This window comes from Ramlibacter sp. MMS24-I3-19, from assembly GCF_050320135.1.
Taxonomy (GTDB): domain Bacteria; phylum Pseudomonadota; class Gammaproteobacteria; order Burkholderiales; family Burkholderiaceae_C; genus Ramlibacter.
The window spans coordinates 1,829,872-1,847,267 of sequence record NZ_CP190017.1; the positions used below are offsets into that span (position 1 = coordinate 1,829,872).

Sequence of the window (17,396 nt, forward strand, 5' to 3'; positions counted from 1 at the left end):
TCCACCAACAAAGGAAGAACCATGAAACTGGTGCGCTATGGCAATCCCGGCCGCGAGAAGCCGGGCCTGATCGACGACGACGGCAAGCTGCGCGACCTGAGCGGCGTGGTGCCGGACATCGGTCCCGCGCAACTGGCGCCCGCCATGCTGGCGAAGATCCGCAAGGCCGCGGCCAAGGCGCCGCTGGTGCGCGGCAAGCCCCGCATGGGCTGCCCGGTCGCGCAGGTGGGCAAGTTCATCGCCATCGGCCTGAACTACTCCGACCACGCGGCCGAATCCAACATGCCGATCCCCAAGGAGCCGATCGTCTTCATGAAGGCGACCTCGTGCATCCAGGGCCCCAACGACGACGTGATGCTGCCCAAGGGCTCGGTCAAGACCGACTGGGAGGTGGAGCTGGGCATCGTCATCGGCACCACCGCTCGCTACGTCTCGCGCAAGGACGCGCTGTCGTACGTGGCCGGCTACTGCGTGGTCAACGACGTGAGCGAGCGCGAGTACCAGCTCGAGCGCGGCTCGCAGTGGGACAAGGGCAAGGGCTGCGACACCTTCGGACCGATCGGCCCCTGGCTGGTGACCACGGACGAGATCCCCAACCCGCAGCGCCTGGGCATGTGGCTCGACGTCAACGGCCAGCGCATGCAGACGGGGAACACGAAGACCATGATCTTCGGCGCCGCCGAGCTGGTCAGCTACTGCAGCAGGTTCATGACGCTTCTGCCCGGCGACGTCATCACCACGGGCACGCCGCCCGGCGTCGGCCTGGGCATGAAGCCCCCGCGGTACCTGAAGAAGGGCGAGGTCATGACCCTGGGCATCGACGGCCTGGGCGAGCAGCGCCAGCAGGTGGTGGGCTTCAAGGCGGCGTGAGGCCGCCCTCGGCATCGACCGCGTACTCCAGGCGGTCGGTGTCGTGCGACCACAGCACGCGCGTGCGCGTGGCCTTGCACACCCAGGTCTGCTGCACCGGCACGCGCGGCAGCTTGAGCGCGCGCACGTCGAACACCACGTCGCACAGGCCACCCTCGCGGCGCGCCGACTCGTAGCGGATCGCCTGCACCGGCGGCGTGAGCGCGCGCGCCTGGGCCGCCAGTTCCTGGCACGCAGCGTAGTCGCGCGGATGGCGCCACGTGGTGCGCAACTGCGTCCATGGCGGCACCGTGAGGTCCAGCTCCAGGCCGTCGAAGCGTGCCTTGAAGAAGGTGTGCTCGGTGACCAGCGCCGCATCGCGCAGTCCGTCCGAGTCCATCAGGAAGCGCCAGCGCCAGTGCGCCAGTTCGGCCGCCACGGTGCGCGGCTCGTCGGCGCCGTACCACTGGCCGGTCTCGCCGGCGGGACGAAAGCGTGATGGCCATTCAGGCGCGTAGCGGAACGGCGTGAACAGCAGGTAGTCGCTCGCGCGGGCCTGCGGCGGCAATGGAGGCTTGCTCTGCTCGAGCAGCTGCTCCAGCAGGTCCTGCTCGCGCAAGGTGTCCACCAGCCGCATGGTGGCGACCCGGTGCTGCGCCTCGACGCCGCGCCAGAGGTCACGCCTGGCGTCGGCCGCGCCGGAGAGCCACTTGCGTGGCCAGCGGCTCATCCCAGCGCCCGTGCGCCGTCCAGGTAGCGCACCACGCGCACGAGGCCCTCGACGCTCTCGATGGCTTCGCGCGGCGCGGCGTTGAAGGCCTGGTTGAAGCTGGTCATCCAGCGCTGTCGATGGCTGTCGCTGTTGCCCACCAGCGCATCGAGCGAGCGGTACACGCGCACCAGCAGGGCCGCCAGTTCGGCCGGCTTGCTGCCGATGTCGAACTGCCGGTCGCCCGCCGCCATGCGCGACACGGTGGATTCGCTTACGCCGACCACGCGCGCCAGCGCGGCGTTGGTCAGCCCCAGCAGGCCAGCCGCCCGCAGGGTGGCCTTGGTGAGGACGGACGCGGCGGCGTCGGCGCGGGAAAGGGGTGCGGCAGCGTGCGGCATGGCAGGGTGGTGACGGCAAGAATACATGCTGGATCTTGCCATGGCAAGATCCGGTGCAGGGCTGGATCGCGCTCGATTCCCGACGCAAGCGTGGTGGCGGCCTTTGTGGGCAAGCCCTGCGCTGCTAGACTGGATGCGTGAACAGTAGTTTTGCTCACCCACCCGGCAGCTGGCCCTTCGTGCCGGGCGCCCCGCTCCAGCTGCCGATGGCGCCGGGCACGGTCCGCGCCGGCTTTCCATCGCCCGCCGACGATTTCAGCGCCCGCCGGCAGGACCTCAACGAGCTGCTCATCACGCACCCGACCGCCACCTTCTTCTGGCGCGTGCGCGGCACGTCCATGCAGGGCGCCGGCATCGCCGATGGCGACATCCTGGTGGTCAATCGCGCGCTCGTGCCGCGCCACGGAGACATCGTCGTGGCGGAGGTCGAGAGCGAGTTCACGGTGAAGTACCTGTTCCAGCGCCATGGCCGCGTGAAGCTGCAGGCGGCCGACCCGACGTTCCCAGACCTCGTGTTCGACCGCGAGGGCCAGCGGCTCGCGGTCGTCGGCGTGGTCACCTGCACGATCAAGCGCTTCCGCTGATCGGGGCGCGGTGGAGGCGGGCATGTTCGCGCTGGTCGACGGCAACAACTTCTACGTGAGCTGCGAGCGCGTGTTCCGTCCCAGCCTGCGCGGCCGCCCGGTGATCGTGCTGTCGAACAACGACGGATGCGCCATCGCACGCAGCAACGAGGCCAAGGCGCTGGGCATCGCGATGGCGGAGCCCTGGCACCTCATTCGCGCCAGGTTGCCCGACGCCGGTGTGCTGGCGCTGTCGGCGAACTTCACGCTGTACGGCGACATGAGCGATCGCATGATGGCCATCGCGGCCCGGTTCGGCCCCGGGCAGGAGGTCTATTCGATCGACGAGTGCTTCGTCGACGTCGACGGCATCCCCGGCGACCTGGTCGCCGCGGGTCATCGCCTGCGCGCGCGCATGGAGCAATGGATCGGCATCCCGTGCGGCATCGGCATCGGCGGCACCAAGACGCTCGCCAAGCTCGCGAACCACATCGCCAAGGAAGCGGACCGCCGGCCGGGAGAGCCGTATCCCGCCGACTTCGGGCGCGTGTGCAACCTGGCGGCGCTTCCCGCCAGCGACGTGGATGCGCTGTTCGCGGCCACCGGCGTGGGCGAGGTGTGGGGCATCGGGCGGCGCCTGTCGGCGCAGCTTGAGGCCGACGGTGTGCACACGGTGCTCGACCTGGTGCGCATGGACCCGGCGGTGGTCCGGCGACGCTGGGGCGTGGTGGTCGAGCGGACCTTGCGCGAGTTGCAGGGCCGCCCCTGCATCGCGCTGGACGATGTCCCGGCGCCGCGCCGGGAGGTCTCGTGCACGCGCGCCTTCGGCGATCCGATGGCCACCCTGCCGCCGCTCGTGGAGGCGGTGAGCGAGTACGCCAGCCGCGCCGCCTTCAAGCTGCGCGAGGACGGCAGCCACGCCGCGCAGGTGCTGACGTTCGTGCACACCAATCCGTTCCGGCGCTCGGAGAAGCAGTACTCGCGCTCGGCGACCGTGCCCCTGCGGCGGCCCACCAGCGACACGGCACCGATCGTGCAGGCCGCCTTGCGGGGACTGGAGCAGGTGTTCCGCCCGGGCTACCGCTTCCACAAGGCCGGCGTGATCCTGCTGGACCTGCAGCCTGCGACGGTACAGCAGGGCGAGCTCGCGCTGGAGGACGATGCGGCGCCCCGGCAGGGCCGGCTGGCCGCTGCCATGGACCGCATCAACGATCGCTACGGCCGTGGCACGCTGCACGCCGCCAGCACGGGGCTCGGCGGCGCGGCGCGCAGCTGGACGATGAAGCAGGGTGCGCTGACGCCGCAGTACACAACCAACTGGGAGCACCTGCCTGCGGCGCGGGCCTGACCCCGCCGCGGACGTCAGTCGAGATCGAGCGGAATCGGCAGGCCGGCGATGCGGAACCACCGCGACAGGTTGCCGAAATCCCTCTGCTGCGCCCGCGACAGTTCGGACACCATCTTCATGGCCAGGTCCCTTGTGGCAGCGCTCGCCGCGGCCTGCGTCGGGCGGCTCAGGACGACCATGAACGGCGCCAGCGCGGTCTGGTGCACGCCGACTCCTCCGCCCAGCAGCGCCGCGGCCCTGCGCAGATCGGCCAGGGTGAACGCAGCCTTCAGGGAATTGAGGAAGTCCTGCGTGAAGAGGTCGGTCTGCTGCTCACGCCGTTCGTGCGCAAAGTACGCCTGGGTCGAGTGCCGCTTGAGCCGGCCGAAGTCGCAGATGTAGATCCCGCCGCCCGGCTTGAGCACGCGTGCCACTTCGCGAAATGCCTGCTGCAGGCTGCCCTGCTCGGGCAGGTGGTGCAGCGAGAACGTGCAGGTGACGCAGTCCACCGAGGCGTCGGCAAGGCCGGCCAGCGAAGTCATGTCGCCGGACCGCAGCGCCACGTTGCGCACGCCGCTGCGCGCCACCGTGTCGCGCGCGCGGTCGATCATCGAGGCTGCGTGGTCGATGCCGAGGAAGTCAGCGTCGGGATGCAGCCGCGCGAACTGGACCAGCTGGTTGGCGGGACCGCAAGCCAGGTCGAGCACCTTGTCGCCGGGCCGGATCACGTGCGCCGTCTGCACGGCGTTGAAGAGATAGGTCGACGCCAGCACGCCGGCAGCGCTTCCGCATTCCCAGAACGCCTCGACCTGCGCGGGGTCGTCCATCGCCATGGTCGGCTCCGGCACGCGTTGCAGTTCGCGCAACGACACCCGCTCCAGCAGGAGGTGTCCCAGCATGGCGGCGACAGACATCTCGTGGCGGCCTGGCAGGAACCGAGCGCGCGGCTTACTGCGGCTTGGTGGCTTGGTACTCGGCCAGGATGCTCATCCCCTTGACCTCGATGTGGCGCTTCACCTCCGTGAACCCGGCAGCGCGCAGCCCGGCGAGGATCTGCTCGGGCGGAACGCACGCTTCGATCGTGTCCCAGTAGTAGCGCCACAGCTTGCGGGTGTTGCTGCTCTTGCCGACGACGAGGGCCAGCAGCGGCACGATGCCCTTCATGTAGATCTTGAGCAGGAACCGGCCCCATGCCGTCTCGGGGCAGGTGATCTCGAGCAGGCAGACCTTGCCGCCCGGCTTCAGGACGCGATGGAATTCATGGAACGCCACCGTCAGGTCGCTGATGTGGCGCAGCGCATACCCCATGCTCAGGAAGTCGAAGCTCGCGTCTGGCGAGGGAATCGCCTCGGCGACGCCTTCCACCAGGTTCACGCCCTGCGGCACCTTGGCATTGGCCATCATGCCGACGCTCGGATCGACGCCCGTGACGGCGGCCGGGTTGCCGCAGATCCTGGCAGCCTCGCGCGCCACCAGTCCGGTGCCGACACCGACGTCGACCACGCGCATGCCCGGGCGAAGGCCGGCGCGCTCCAGCGCCTGCCCGCGGTACCACGAGCCCGATCCCAGGCCCAGGATGTATTCCATCCGGTCGTAGTCCTCGGCGGTGCTGTCGAACATGGTGCGCACGAAGGCGGGCCGGCTCGACTCGTCGGCGTAGTAGTCGGTCAGCGGAACGTGCGGGGCGCGAACAGGCGTTGCCATCTTGGTCTCGTGGTTCATGGTGGTACTTCAGGCGATGATCTTCTTCACACAGAAGAGGGGAAGGCGCAGGATGAACTCGGTCATCAGCCGGAAGTGCATCCAGGTCAGCAGGCGGTTGTCGCGCCAGTAGTTGAAGTGGGAGATGCCGCCTTCATCCGCCCTCAGGTACTTGACGGGCGCCGGCAGGTTCACCGGGGTCACGCCGTGCCAGCACAGCCGCACCGCCGCCTCCGGGTCGAAGTCGAACCGGCGCATCCAGCGTTGCCGCTCCATCACGCGGCGCAGCGGTGCGATCGGGTACACGCGAAACCCGTAGAGGGAGTCGCCGATGCCGGCCCAGAAGGTTTCGAGGTTGGCCCACCAGTTCGAGATCTTGCGGCCCTTCACGCGCAGGGCGGGCGCACTCGCGTCGAAGACCGGGACGCCCAGCACCATCGACGTGGGCGCGGCTTGCGACGCGCCCATGAACTGCGGGATCAACGCGGCCGGGTGCTGTCCGTCGGAGTCCATGCAGAGCGCATGCGTGAAGCCCTGTTCGGCCGCCAGCGTGATGCCTGCCAGCACGGCAGCGCCCTTGCCCCGGTTTTCGGGCAGCACGCACACGCGCAAGCCGGAGTCGGAGGCGGCCAGTGCCTGCAGCTGTTCGGCCGTGCCGTCGGTGCTGCCGTCGACCACGACCCACACCGGATTCCAGTAGCGACGTGCTTCCTGCACGGTGGCCAGCACCTTGCTGCCGGGGTTGTAGCTCGGGATCAGGACCAGATGCGTGCGCGAGGGCGTCATCAGCTTGGCTTCAAACACGGATTGATCGACAGGGACAGCGCATTCTCGAAACACTCCTGCAACTGGCGCGCCGTCTCCGAGACGCTGGAGGAGGGCTGCAGGCGCGGCCCGAGCGTGGCCTTGTAGACCAGCGGAAACTGCGGCGGCCGCCAGATCTTCCAGCCCTGGCCCAGGTACGGTGAGTTGGTCTCGATCAGGATGACCTGCAGCGGTGCCTTCGACCGCTTGGCGATCAGGGCCAGCCCCGGCTTGAGCCTGTTGACCGGTTGCGTGGTCGTTCGTGTTCCCTCCGGGAACGCCAGGACGGTCTGCCCCGCGGCGGCGGCCTCGCTCGCCTGCCGGATCATCCGGTCGACCCGCCTGTTGGAGATGTAGCCGCCCAGCCAGGCGCCCACAGCCAGGAACAGGTTGAACCCGATGCTGGCCTTCATGAGGCAGGCCACGTGCCGCACCCGCGAGACCACCAGGAACACGTCGATCATGCTGGGGTGGTTGGCCGCCAGCAGCAGGCCCCGTTCCCCGTTCAGCGCGTCCAGCGCCGAGAGATCCAGCCGCATGAGGCCGCAGCGCGATGCGCCGGCAAGGAAGAGCGCCAACGTCGTGCTGATGGCAGCCTGGATCAGGGGTTGGCGCACGTGCCGGGGCAGCACGATCAGCGGCAGGCAGAGCAGGTTGCCGAGCAGCAGCATCGCCCCGAGCCACAGCAGCATCGCCGCGAACAGGATCACCTGCCGCACGCGGCGCAGGGACACGGCGTCAGTCGGCATGGCTGCGGGAATCGGGAGCGGCGGCGATCACACCATGCCGCCATTGACCGAGATCACCTGGCCCGTGATGTAGCTGGCCTGCTCGGACGCAAGGAAACTCACGAGGCTGGCGACTTCGTCCGGTCGGCCGGTGCGCTTCATCGGAACCAGCTGCTTGATCGTGTCCGCGTCGAAGGCGGAAGCACTCATGTCCGACTCGATGATGCCGGGTGCGATCGCATTCACGGTGATTCCCCGTGAGGCGACTTCGAGCGACAGGGACTTGGTGGCGGCGTGCAGCGCGCCTTTCGCGGCGGCGTAATTGACCTGGCCGCGGTTGCCCATCAAGCCCGCGATCGACGAGATCGTGATGATGCGGCCCCAGCGCGTGCGGATCATGGGCAGCGACAGCGGCTGCGTGACGTTGAAGAAGCCGTTCAGGCACACGTCGATGACCCGGTCCCACTGCGTGCGCGACATGCCCGGGAACGCCGCGTCGTCGTGGACGCCGGCGTTGTTGACGACCACCTGGATCGGCGGTCCGGCGTCCAGCAACCCGGCCAACGCGCGCGAGCATGCGTCGGCGTCCGTCACGTCGAACTGGACGGCGACGGCGCTCGCGCCTGCTTCACGCAATTCGTCGCACAGCCGCTGCGCGGCCGCAATGTTGCCGTTGGCATGGACGATGACCTGCATGCCGTCCTGCGCGAGGCGCCGGCTGATGGCAGCGCCGATCGCGCCGCTGCCGCCGGTGATCAGTGCACGTCTTGCTGTCACGATGCTTCGGTTCCGGTTGGTGCCTTGGAAGGATCGACGCTGGCCGCATCGAGGACGACGGTGGCACGGCCGCTGAGGACTTCGTCCGCGCCCGCGTGCAGCGAGAACCGGTACATGATGGTGGAGGCCGCGCCCGAGAGCCGCTGTGCGCGAACGCTGAGCGGACCCTCGAGGAGGTCGAGGCGCTGTGTGGACCAGGTGACGTCCCGTGCGCTCACCAGGTAGCCTCCGCGGCTGGATGCGTTGCCACCATCGCGCAGGGCGCCGTGGACCGCCATCGCCTGCGCCGCATACTCGATCCCCACCACGATGCCCAGGCCCGAGTCGTCGCGCAGCGGGTTGCCGGGCAGCCGGTGGCTGAGCGTCGTGCAGACGATCTCGTCGTCGGTGTGGCTCTCGACGGCATCGAGCAGGCACATCGATCCCTTGTGGGGAATCCGCGATTCGATCCACGCGCGGTTCAGCATGGCTTCACGTCCACCCTCAGGCTCAGGTCGTCCAGGTAGTCGATGACCACCGAGCCGCCGTCACCACGCGCGAGTGCGCGCATGAGCGGCAGGCTGCGCGCGGCGGGGACGCTCGTGCGCAATTGCTCCAGCTCGGGCTGCGACAGCACGGTCGGCGCGGCATCGCCGAGCGCCAGCGAGAGGCTGCACAGGGTCCTGGCCGTCTTCTCGGGTCTCAACACCATGGCGAGACCGAAGGCGTGCGGAATGGGGCGGCTGGCGTAGAGCGGCTCCGGATACGCCGTGTCATAGGCGACCAGCAGGCAAGCCGACTGCGTGCTGGTGACCTGGCACGCCGCCTCCAGCAGGCCAGCCGCGAAAGTCGCGTCGTAGGCGCACAGGCTCGTCGTCGGCGCCATGCACTTGGTCGCGATGCTCCAGTAGCCCGCCGGCATGTTGTGCACGGAATTGTGGAAACGCGTCGGCGACACCGTGCGGTCCGCCGATGCCAGCGTTTCCAGGATCAGGTGGCAGTTGTCGCAGTCGCCTCCTGTCGACGAAAAGACCGACGGCAGCGAACCGGCATCGACCTGGGCCTGCGTGACGGCTTCGAAGCCGGCGGCCATGGCGAGCTTGAGTGCGAGGCCGACACGGCGCCGCTCGGCGGGCGGGAGCGCTTCGGGCGCGGGCAGCGTGACGGGGCCGATGGCGATCGGGCCCGAGGCGCCCAGGAGCTCGCGCGCCTGGGACCAGCCCGTCAATCCGGGGCCGTACAGGCCGATGCCTTCGACGTGGACTTGCAGCGCGGTCATGCCGGCACCTTCGACAGCACCAGGCTGCAGTTGCTTCCCCCGAAGCCGAAGGAGTTGCTCAACGCATGCCGGATGGGCTTGCGGATGTTGTCCAGCACATAGTTCACCGGCAGCGCCGGGTCGACTTCCCTGGTGCCGACGCCAGCGGGGGCGAAGTCATGGCGCAGCGCCAGCGCGCAGATCACCGCATTGGCAGCGCCTGCGGCTCCCAGGGTATGGCCGATGTGGCCCTTGAGCGAGCTGCAGGGCGTGCGTGCGCCGAACACCGCGGACACCGCTTTCGCTTCGGCGGCATCGTTGCTGGGCGTGGACGTGCCGTGCAGTGCGATGTAGTCGATGGCGCCCGCGTCCAGCTGCGCCATCTGCAGCGCGGACTGCATCGCCAGCGTGGCGCCGAGCCCCTGGGGGTGGGGCGCCGACATGTGGTGCGCGTCGCTGGACTCACCGATGCCCGAGAGCACGATGCTGCCAGGGGCGGAGCGGGTGGAGCGCTCGAGCAGGCCGAACGCGGCGGCTTCGCCGATCGTGATCCCGTCGCGATCGCGGTCGAAGGGACGGCAGGGCTGGGTGGAAATCAGCTGCAGCGAATTGAAGCCATACAAGGTCGTGAGGCACAGCGAATCCACCCCACCCACCACGGCGGCGTCGATCAGGCCGAGGTCGACCATCCGCTGCGCCGACGCGAAGACCTTGCCGCTGGACGAGCATGCCGTGGACACGACGAAGGCGGGCCCGGCCACGCCGAAATACTGGCGGACGAAATCGGCGACCGAGAAGCTGTTGTGCGTGTGGCGATAGTCAAGGCCCGGCGGCAGTGCACCGGTGAGCGGATCGCGGTGCCGGTACGCCACTTCCGAGCTCAGGATGCCGGACGTGCTCGTGCCCAGGAACACGCCCACGCGCCTGGGTCCCCACTGCGTGACGCTGTCGCGCACCGCGTCCGCGAAGCCGTCCTGCTCCAGCGCGATCTGCGCGAGGCGGTTGTTGCGGCAGTCGAACGCGCGAAGGTCCGGCCGGATCTCGACGTCATCCAGGCCGGCCACTTCGCCGATGCAGGTGTCCAGGTCGACGGTTTCCCAGGCCTTGCGCGCGATGCCGCTGCGTTGGTGGCGCAGCGCATCGAGCGTGGGGGCCAGGCCGGCGCCGACGGCGCTGGTCATGGTGAACGAGCGGAGGATGAGGGGTTCCAAGGGACGCTGCTGGATCGTTGTGGGCTGGTGGGAAGGCGCAGTGACCGGCTACGGTACGCGGCACACCAACATCACATTGGCGAAGGGGGTGCCTGCGCTCATCGCGCAGGCCTCGACTGTAAAACCGCGCCGCTGCAGCGCCGCCGTCCATTCCGCGGCGGAGCGGCACCACATGCGGCTGAGGCGATGCCCCTGGACGTACGAGATGCAGCGGTCCACCCACTGGCTGATGCGAAACGGCAGGCCCGCGTGCGCGTCGCCGACGCGGGTGACGAAGACGCCACCCGGTCGCAGGGCCGAGCGGATGCGATCCAGGAGCTGCTCCTGGTCGGCCGTGGGGATGTAGTGCAGCACGTCCAGCGCGGCGACGGCATCGACGCCGCTCAGGTCCGCGGACCTCATGTCGCCGCCGGCCAGGTCCACCCGCGAGCCATACAGGGGCTGCAGTGCCGTGTTGCCGCACTCGGCTTCGCGCGCCATCAACTCGACGCCGCGGAACTTCAGTCCGCGCGGCGGCGCGAACGTGGCGGACCAGCTTCCCTGCTGCGCCAGGCGTTCGGCGGCAAGGCACCAGGCGGCGAGCAGGCCGCGTCCGCAGCCCAGGTCCATGACGGTCGCCCCGTCAGGCAGGACCTGGTGCTGCAGCAGCGCCATGAAGATGGGATCGTGCTTGAGCTTGCCGCGCGCCCACCCGAAGTTGGCCCGGCCGGTCGCCTTGTACGGAAGGCATGCGTTGGACAGCAACTGGTTCATGGCGAAGCGAAGGCTTGCGAGAGTGTGACGGGATTCAGGCCGCGCTCGCGCAGTTCGTGCAGCAGGAGTGGCAGCGTGCCAACAATGACGGGAGCTCCATCCCGCATTCGAGCCGCGTGGCCATCGTGCAGGAGGAGGATCGCACCGGGTCGCGTGCGCGCCAGCAGGCGCGCCAGAACGGTGTGGGGATCGCCGCAGCGCGTGTCGAACCCGCGTGCCGACCATGTCGCCAGCCGCAGGCCCAGGCGGTGCAGCACGGGATCGAGGAAGGGGTTCCGCAGGCCGGCGACGGCGCGGTAGAACCGCGGAGGCCGGCCGGTGATCGACGCCAGCGTTCGTTGCGCACCGTCGATTTCCGCATGCCAGCCGCGCGCGCCCATCAGGGACGCGGTGTTCGGATGCCGCTGGCCATGGTTCTCGATGTCGTGGCCGGCGGCGACGATGGCGCGGCACAGATCGGGGTGCAGGGCTGCGCGCTTGCCGACGCAGAAGAAGGTCGCCTTGGCCCCGTGTCGGGCCAGGATGTCGAGCACCTGCGGCGTCACCGCCGGATCCGGCCCGTCGTCGATGGTGATGGCGATCTCGCGTCGCGCGCATGCGGCCGGCGGCAGTTTCACCACGTTGGGGCCGAGCAGCGTGCTGCGCGGCCAGAGGCCCGCCGCCGTCATGGCGAGATGGTCGACGACGAGCACCAGGAGCAGCACGGGCCACCACCGCCACGCCACGACCAGCAGCACGAGCACGGCAACGTGGCATGCCGCGCTGAGGAGCATGAAGGGGGAGGGGCGCCAGCGTGTCGTCGTCATCGCTCAGTGCATCGCCGAGAAGAGCAGCGCGAGGAACGTGCCGGCGGACACGGTGCCCCCGATGGCCGACAGGATGGGCACGCTGGACAGCCCGAGCAGGCCGAAGCTGCCGACGGTGGCCAGGTTGGCCAGCACCAGCGAGGTCTGCATCCGGCGGCGCTCGTCGTCCGAGGTGCCGGGCATGCCAGTGTCGAAGAAGAGCACGTAGTTCGAGCCCACGGCCACCACGAGCAGCAGGCCCACGATGTGGAGGATCGTGAGCTGGTGGTGCGTCAGCAGCAGTCCGGCCGTCACGCAGGCGACGGCTGCCAGCAGCGGCAGGATCACGAGGGCCGTGCGCCGCACGGAGCGCAGGCTTGCCAGCAGGAGGGCGAAGATGGCCAGCGCGCCGAATCCGGACATCAACACCGCATCGCCCAGGTACCGGTCGAAGATGTCGGTGGTCTCCTGCAGGATGTCGATGACGGTGATCTGCGGCATGCCCGGCCCTGCCAGCGCGGCACTGACCGTTTGCAGGTTCATCGTGTCCGGGTTCGATCCCTGTCCCGAAGCGCGCAAGGGCATGAGCACGAGGATGTCGTGCGGGCGGTGCACCAGCAGGGAATCCACCAGCATCGCCATGGAAGTGCCATCCAGGTCGGCGCGGGCCAGCGGTGCGCGTTGCCTGGCTGCCGACACGTCGGTGATGAAGCCGCCCAGCTTGCCTTCGCTGATCGGCATGCCGCGCAGGGCCTCGGCCAGGTTCTTCCGCAACTCGGGTTCCGGCGGCAGGGCCGCTTGCCGGCGGCGCTGCGTTTCGACGCTGGGCAGCACCGACGCCGGCGAATTGAAGCCGCCCAGCTCGCCGGCAGCGACCAGTCGCCGCAACACCTGGCCGGCCGCTTCGGCGCCGCGCAACGCCGATTGCTCGTCGGGCGCCGTGAAGCTGGCGATGTAGCGCATGTCCAGCGCGCCGAGGTCGCCCCGCAGCGAGGCGTCCAGCTTCTGCTCCTGGCTCGTCACCGGGCTGAGCGCGGACAGTTGCCGGTTCCAGATCGTGTCGTGGCGCCAGGCCACCACGGCCGTCGCGGCGACGAGCAGCAGCAGCACCAGCCATGCGTGGCCGGCAAGCCGGCGGAACACGTGGTCCAGCCCGCGACCAACGCCGGAGAGGTCCCGCAGCGCAACTTGCGAGGGCATCAGCAGGGGCAGCACGAAACGGGTGGCCAGCGCCGCGGCGACCAGGCCGCTGATCGAATACAGGCCCAGCTGCGACAGGCCGGGGAACCCGGAGAACAGGAGCGCGGCGAAGCCGGCCACCGACGTCATGACGCCGAGCCGGATCGTGCGCCAGAACCCGCTCTGCCCTCGTCCCCCGCCGTGCTGGATGAAGGTGTAGATCGAATAGTCGACGGCTTCCCCGATCAGGGTGGTGCCGAAACCGAGCGTCAGGCCGTGGACGTGCCCGAACGCCAGGCTCACCGCCGTGATGCCGACCGGCGCGCCCGTGAGCACCGGCAGCAGGCCGAGCAGGAGCAAGCGCACCGAGCGATACACCGGCAGCAGCAGGGCGACGACCAGGACCATGCCCCCGAGGCCCAGCAGCGTGACCTCGTGCTCCACGCGGGCGCGGGACGACACCGAGAACACCCCGGCGCCACTCATCACGAGACGCGTGGCGGAAGGACGATCCGGGAGGCGGTCGAACGCCTGGCGGATGTGGTCCATCGCGGCGCTTTGCGCATCGAGGTCGGAGCCGTCGGCGCGCGTCTGGACCAGCAGGATCGCGCGCGTGCCATCGCGCGAGCTCCACGCGCCTTCCTGCGAACGCGGCTCCGAGTCGCCGGAGAACTGCTCCAGGATGGCGAGCGTCTCGGCAGTGGGGTCCCGGGGGAGCAGGTGCTTGAGGGCCATGCCCGTGTTGCCGGACAGGGAGCCCAAGGTGTCGCCGATCGCCTGGCGCAGGCCTTGCGCGGTGAAGCGGTCGGGCACCACCGCGGGGCTGAGCAGGTAGCGGTTGCCGAAGACGTAGGCCTGGTCACGGTCCCGTGTCGCGGCGTCGCCGTTCTGCACGCCCAGGAAGGCCGGGTCCTTGCGCAGGGTCTGCCCCAGTTGCTGCGACAGGCGGGCGCGCTGCGCCGCGTCGCCGCCCTCGATGCCGACCATGATCAGGCGCGTGATGAAACCGTCGCGCAGCTGGTCGACGAGCAGCTGCTGGCGCGCCGTCGGCATCTTGGGCATGAACGCCGACAGGTCGGCGACGAAGGTGGTGTGCACGATCACGCGCGCGCACAGCAGCAACGCCACCAGCCAGGCGAGCAGCACCCAGGCCTTGGCGTGTTTCATCGAGCCGGGACCTGGGTGATCCGCATCTCGGAGCGGTCGCCATCCGCCTGCTCGAACACGATCAGGTTGACGGCCGATTGGTTGCCTTCGAAGCGGATGCGGCTGACGATCCTGAGCATCTCGGGCTGCACGGGCACCAGTTGCAGGGTCCAGCGCTCGGCGGGCCCGCTCAGTTGCAGCGAGTAGTACCTCTCCAGCGCGCCGAGGTCGCCGGCCAGCGTGCCGCGGATGCTCTCGACGAAGGGCGCCGCTTCGGGGTGGGACAGCAGGTTGATGTTGACCTTCTTGCCGTTGGCGTCGATCGAGAGCCGGTCGCCCTCGAGCACGAGCGACTCGGGCTTGGGCGACAGCGTGCGCTTCTCGAGCCGGTCCGGCGCGGTGAACGACAGCTCGCCGGACGAGACCACGGGCTTGTCGAGCAGCGAGATGTACTTGCGCTCGACGAACGTCGCCTTGCCGGACTTCTGCAGCGCCAGCAGCCGCATCAGGTCAGGCAGCTGCAGGTCTTGTGCGCCTGCCGCGCAGACCATCGTGACCAGCGCGGAGGCAGCGGCGAACAGGCGCAGCAAGGAACGTCTATGGTTGCGCACGGCGCTCGGGTCCCCAGAAATCGAAGAAATTGAACCAGTTGTACGGTGCGCTGCGGCACTGGCGCTCCAGCGCGTCGACGTAGCGAACCAGCATCTCGCGCACGACCTCGTCGCGGGGCAGCGCAGCGTCGCGCGCCGGGTCGTGGATCAACTCGAAGTGCACGTCGTAGCGGTTGGACCCGCGATAGAGCCCGACCATGAAGTACACCGGCCGCTTCATCAGGGCCGCCAGCCGGAACGGGCCCGTCGAGAACTGCGCCGGCGCGCCAAGGAACGGCAGCGTGATCGACTGGTCGGCCCGCACGGCGCGATCCGCCAGGATGCCGACGAGGGCCCGCTCCTTCAACGCCTGGTTGACCCTGAGCATCGAGTCGACGTGCCCCAGCGGGATGATGTCCTGCACGGCCTTCGGGCTGATCGCCGCCAGCGTCTGGTTGATGCGGCGCGCGTTTTCCGGATACATCGCGACGCTCACCTTCAGCCGCGGGTCGGTGGATGCCAGCGAGCGCAGCACCTCGAAGCTGCCGACGTGCGCGCCGAGCAGGAGGGCGCCCTGCTGTTCGACGCACTTGAGCATCGCGGCCAGTTCGTCCTCGCTGGTGCGCAGGTCGAACAGGTCGTGGCGATCGTTCAGGAGGTAGATGCGGTCATGGATCGTGCTGGCGAACGACAGCACGTGCCGATAGAGGTCCAGCCAGGTCGCGCGGCGGCCCAGGCAGCGCTGGAGATAGTCGCGCGAGGCCTTGCGGGCCGCGGAGGCCGCAACGACGAAGTAAAGCGCGATGCCATGGAGCACGACGCGCGAAGGGTTGCGGCCGGCCCACACCGACAGCGCGCTCATCACGCGCAGCCAGAACAGGTTGCCGCGCTCCTTGCGCTGCATCCATTGCGGCGAGGACGTCGAGGCGCTCACGGCGAACCATCCTGTGCAAGGACGAACGTGCCGGTCGCGACCTGCCGCGTGTCGCTGCGGATCTCGAAGCGCACGCCGGCCGGGCCCGCGTTGAATTCGACGTCCAGAGGCTGGCCGGGCAGTACCGGACTGAGGAACTTCACTGCCGCGAGGCCGCGCACGGTGGCGGACAGTTCGGCCTCGATGGCTCGCTGCGCGTGCTGCAGCAGGAGCACGCCGGGTGCGAGCGGGCGACCCGGGAAGTGGCCCGGAAACGCCGGATGGTCGGCGGCGATGTGGAGTGCAACCTGCGGCATGTCAGGCGACGCCATGTTGCTCGCGCAGCTGCCGCAGCGTCGAGGCCGTGATCTTGCCGTTGGAGTCGCGCGGCAGTTCGGGCACGAAGACGAGGGGCCGCGGCAGGAAGACGGGGTCGACGTGGGTGCGCAGCGCGTTGAGGATGGACGCGGCGTCCAGGTCGGGTGCGACGACGAAGGCGGCCAGCCGTGCCGCCGCGTCTCCGGTCGTCGGCCCGGGCACGCAGAACACGCCATCCTTCACCCCGGGCACCTGCGTGAGCAGGTGGTTCAGGAGGCTCAGCGTGCTTTTCTTGCCCGCGATGTTGACCAGGTTCGCCCCCCGGTCGATGAGCCGGAAATGCGTGGCGCTGACAAGCTCGAGGACGTCATTGAGCGCCTGCGGCCGGTCCAGCAATGGCCCGCTGGCGATCGTCGTCCCGTCGACCTGGGCCAGCTGCATGCCATCCATCAGCCACCAGCGGGTGTCTTCGGTCGGGCGGCGCGTGGCTACCTGCCCGGTCTCGGTGGCGCCGTAGATCTCGAAGACCGGTGCCTGCAGCCGTGCCTGCGCCTGGCTCGCCAGCTCCAGCGACAGCGGTGCCGTGGCAGACAGCACCGCGGCCACTTTCGGGAGGGCGATGCCCGCCTCGAGCAGGTTGCGCAGGTGGAAGGGCGTGGTGACGAGCAGGCGCGGTTCGGGCAATTCCGCCAGCGCCGAAGCCACGTCTGCCGGGAAGTACGGCACCTTCGAACTCATCTGGCCACCGCCCAGCAAGGGCAGCAGCACCGTGGATTCGAAGCCGTACATGTGCCGGAAGCTCGACGTGCCCAGGACTGCGCAAGGACCTCCCGTCACTTCCCAGACCCGCCGCGCCGCGGCAGCGACGCTGTGCTGCAGGCAGCCGAAGAACTTGTCGTAGGACTGGGGCACGCCGGTCGATCCCGACGTGAAGACGCGCGCCACCAGGCGGTCCTGCGGAATCAGCGGCATGGCCACGTCGGGCGATGCACCTGCGAACCTCTCGCCCTGCCCCACGCGGAGATAGGGCACCCGAGGCACGATCGACTCGGCGGCATCGCCGATGGCAAGCAGGCCGTCGGTATCCGCGCAGACCGCGGCCAGGTGCTCCGGCGCCGCCGAATTGGGCAGCAGGCTCACGATGCCGCGCTGGATGCAGGCGAAGATCGCCACCGCGAACCAGTACCGATCCGCGCAGATGTTGACGGCCCGCTCGACGTGGGGCAGCCGCCGGGCAAGTTGCGCAACTTCCCACAGGAATTCCTCGCAGCTGACCGGGCGCCCGTCGTGACGGGCCACCACGGCGCCAGCTTTGGCCAGCGGAAACAAGGGCAGTGTCTTCATGTGAACAGAAGATCGGGGCGGTGCCGGAAGGGGAGGGGCCTGGCGGGCATCGGACGATGCA

20 protein-coding genes are annotated in these 17,396 nt (G+C 69.3%); 3 read left to right on the top strand and 17 right to left on the bottom strand.

All coding sequences use genetic code 11. The features are described from left to right. Window positions 1–21 precede the first annotated feature (21 nt). Window positions 22–870 carry a fumarylacetoacetate hydrolase family protein gene (locus ACPWT1_RS09160; protein WP_427915062.1) on the top strand — a complete coding sequence of 283 codons (849 nt, stop codon included), beginning with the start codon at window positions 22–24 and terminating at the stop codon, window positions 868–870. On the opposite strand, the gene ACPWT1_RS09165 is transcribed toward ACPWT1_RS09160, so the two are convergent. Both ACPWT1_RS09165 and ACPWT1_RS09170 read right to left on the bottom strand, forming a co-directional pair. After that, entirely contained in the window at window positions 857–1,579 is a 723-nt protein-coding gene (locus tag ACPWT1_RS09165) for an RES family NAD+ phosphorylase (protein WP_427915063.1), read from the bottom strand. The two genes, ACPWT1_RS09160 and ACPWT1_RS09165, sit on opposite strands and share 14 nt — an antisense overlap. Continuing rightward, window positions 1,576–1,959, bottom strand: coding sequence for an MbcA/ParS/Xre antitoxin family protein (locus tag ACPWT1_RS09170; RefSeq protein WP_427915064.1), 384 nt, complete (start codon window positions 1,957–1,959; stop codon window positions 1,576–1,578). The genes ACPWT1_RS09165 and ACPWT1_RS09170 overlap by 4 nt, the downstream gene beginning before the upstream one ends. A gap of 137 nt (window positions 1,960–2,096) precedes the next feature. On the opposite strand from ACPWT1_RS09170, the gene ACPWT1_RS09175 reads away from it, so the two are divergent. Together ACPWT1_RS09175 and ACPWT1_RS09180 are read left to right on the top strand one after the other, a co-directional pair. Further along, window positions 2,097–2,543: a LexA family protein gene (locus ACPWT1_RS09175; RefSeq protein ID WP_427915065.1), complete on the top strand. Its 447-nt coding sequence runs from the start codon at window positions 2,097–2,099 to the stop codon at window positions 2,541–2,543. A 22-nt stretch (window positions 2,544–2,565) separates the two neighbouring features. Beyond that, window positions 2,566–3,870, top strand: coding sequence for a Y-family DNA polymerase (locus ACPWT1_RS09180; protein ID WP_427915066.1), 1,305 nt, complete (start codon window positions 2,566–2,568; stop codon window positions 3,868–3,870). Between the two features lie 14 nt (window positions 3,871–3,884). On the opposite strand, the gene ACPWT1_RS09185 is transcribed toward ACPWT1_RS09180, so the two are convergent. The 15 genes from ACPWT1_RS09185 to ACPWT1_RS09255 are packed head-to-tail and all read right to left on the bottom strand — an operon-like array spanning window position 3,885 to window position 17,335. After that, on the bottom strand, window positions 3,885–4,748 hold the full coding sequence (locus ACPWT1_RS09185) for a class I SAM-dependent methyltransferase (RefSeq protein ID WP_427915067.1): 864 nt from the start codon (window positions 4,746–4,748) through the stop codon (window positions 3,885–3,887). Between the two features lie 49 nt (window positions 4,749–4,797). Beyond that, a complete protein-coding gene (locus ACPWT1_RS09190; RefSeq protein WP_427915068.1) occupies window positions 4,798–5,571 on the bottom strand; it encodes a class I SAM-dependent methyltransferase in 774 nt (257 codons plus the stop codon). 9 nt (window positions 5,572–5,580) lie between these two features. After that, window positions 5,581–6,336 (bottom strand): glycosyltransferase family 2 protein, encoded by a 756-nt coding sequence (locus tag ACPWT1_RS09195; RefSeq protein ID WP_427915529.1) that lies wholly within the window; start codon window positions 6,334–6,336, stop codon window positions 5,581–5,583. Beyond that, window positions 6,336–7,103, bottom strand: a complete 768-nt coding sequence (locus tag ACPWT1_RS09200; protein ID WP_427915069.1) for a lysophospholipid acyltransferase family protein — start codon at window positions 7,101–7,103, stop codon at window positions 6,336–6,338. The genes ACPWT1_RS09195 and ACPWT1_RS09200 overlap by 1 nt, the downstream gene beginning before the upstream one ends. A gap of 27 nt (window positions 7,104–7,130) precedes the next feature. Beyond that, window positions 7,131–7,859 (bottom strand): 3-oxoacyl-ACP reductase FabG, encoded by a 729-nt coding sequence (gene fabG, locus ACPWT1_RS09205; protein ID WP_427915070.1) that lies wholly within the window; start codon window positions 7,857–7,859, stop codon window positions 7,131–7,133. Beyond that, on the bottom strand, window positions 7,856–8,326 hold the full coding sequence (locus tag ACPWT1_RS09210; protein WP_427915071.1) for a hydroxymyristoyl-ACP dehydratase: 471 nt from the start codon (window positions 8,324–8,326) through the stop codon (window positions 7,856–7,858). The genes fabG and ACPWT1_RS09210 overlap by 4 nt, the downstream gene beginning before the upstream one ends. Then, window positions 8,320–9,117, bottom strand: coding sequence for a beta-ketoacyl synthase chain length factor (locus tag ACPWT1_RS09215; protein ID WP_427915072.1), 798 nt, complete (start codon window positions 9,115–9,117; stop codon window positions 8,320–8,322). Before ACPWT1_RS09215 ends, ACPWT1_RS09210 begins: the two co-directional genes overlap by 7 nt. Beyond that, complete coding sequence (locus tag ACPWT1_RS09220) at window positions 9,114–10,307, bottom strand: beta-ketoacyl-[acyl-carrier-protein] synthase family protein (protein ID WP_427915073.1); 1,194 nt, start codon at window positions 10,305–10,307, stop codon at window positions 9,114–9,116. Before ACPWT1_RS09220 ends, ACPWT1_RS09215 begins: the two co-directional genes overlap by 4 nt. A gap of 48 nt (window positions 10,308–10,355) precedes the next feature. Continuing rightward, window positions 10,356–11,060 (bottom strand): class I SAM-dependent methyltransferase, encoded by a 705-nt coding sequence (locus ACPWT1_RS09225; RefSeq protein WP_427915074.1) that lies wholly within the window; start codon window positions 11,058–11,060, stop codon window positions 10,356–10,358. Continuing rightward, the gene (locus ACPWT1_RS09230; RefSeq protein WP_427915075.1) at window positions 11,057–11,866 is read right to left on the bottom strand and encodes a polysaccharide deacetylase family protein; all 810 of its coding nucleotides are present in this window, start codon (window positions 11,864–11,866) and stop codon (window positions 11,057–11,059) included. The genes ACPWT1_RS09225 and ACPWT1_RS09230 overlap by 4 nt, the downstream gene beginning before the upstream one ends. A 3-nt stretch (window positions 11,867–11,869) precedes the next feature. Then, window positions 11,870–14,191 (bottom strand): MMPL family transporter, encoded by a 2,322-nt coding sequence (locus tag ACPWT1_RS09235; protein WP_427915076.1) that lies wholly within the window; start codon window positions 14,189–14,191, stop codon window positions 11,870–11,872. After that, entirely contained in the window at window positions 14,188–14,760 is a 573-nt protein-coding gene (locus tag ACPWT1_RS09240; RefSeq protein ID WP_427915077.1) for a LolA family protein, read from the bottom strand. Before ACPWT1_RS09240 ends, ACPWT1_RS09235 begins: the two co-directional genes overlap by 4 nt. A gap of 7 nt (window positions 14,761–14,767) precedes the next feature. After that, entirely contained in the window at window positions 14,768–15,694 is a 927-nt protein-coding gene (locus ACPWT1_RS09245) for an acyl-CoA synthetase (protein WP_427915078.1), read from the bottom strand. Then, complete coding sequence (locus tag ACPWT1_RS09250; protein ID WP_427915079.1) at window positions 15,691–15,990, bottom strand: 3-hydroxyacyl-ACP dehydratase FabZ family protein; 300 nt, start codon at window positions 15,988–15,990, stop codon at window positions 15,691–15,693. Before ACPWT1_RS09250 ends, ACPWT1_RS09245 begins: the two co-directional genes overlap by 4 nt. 1 nt (window position 15,991) lies before the next feature. Continuing rightward, entirely contained in the window at window positions 15,992–17,335 is a 1,344-nt protein-coding gene (locus ACPWT1_RS09255) for an AMP-binding protein (protein WP_427915080.1), read from the bottom strand. Window positions 17,336–17,396: the final 61 nt, after the last annotated feature.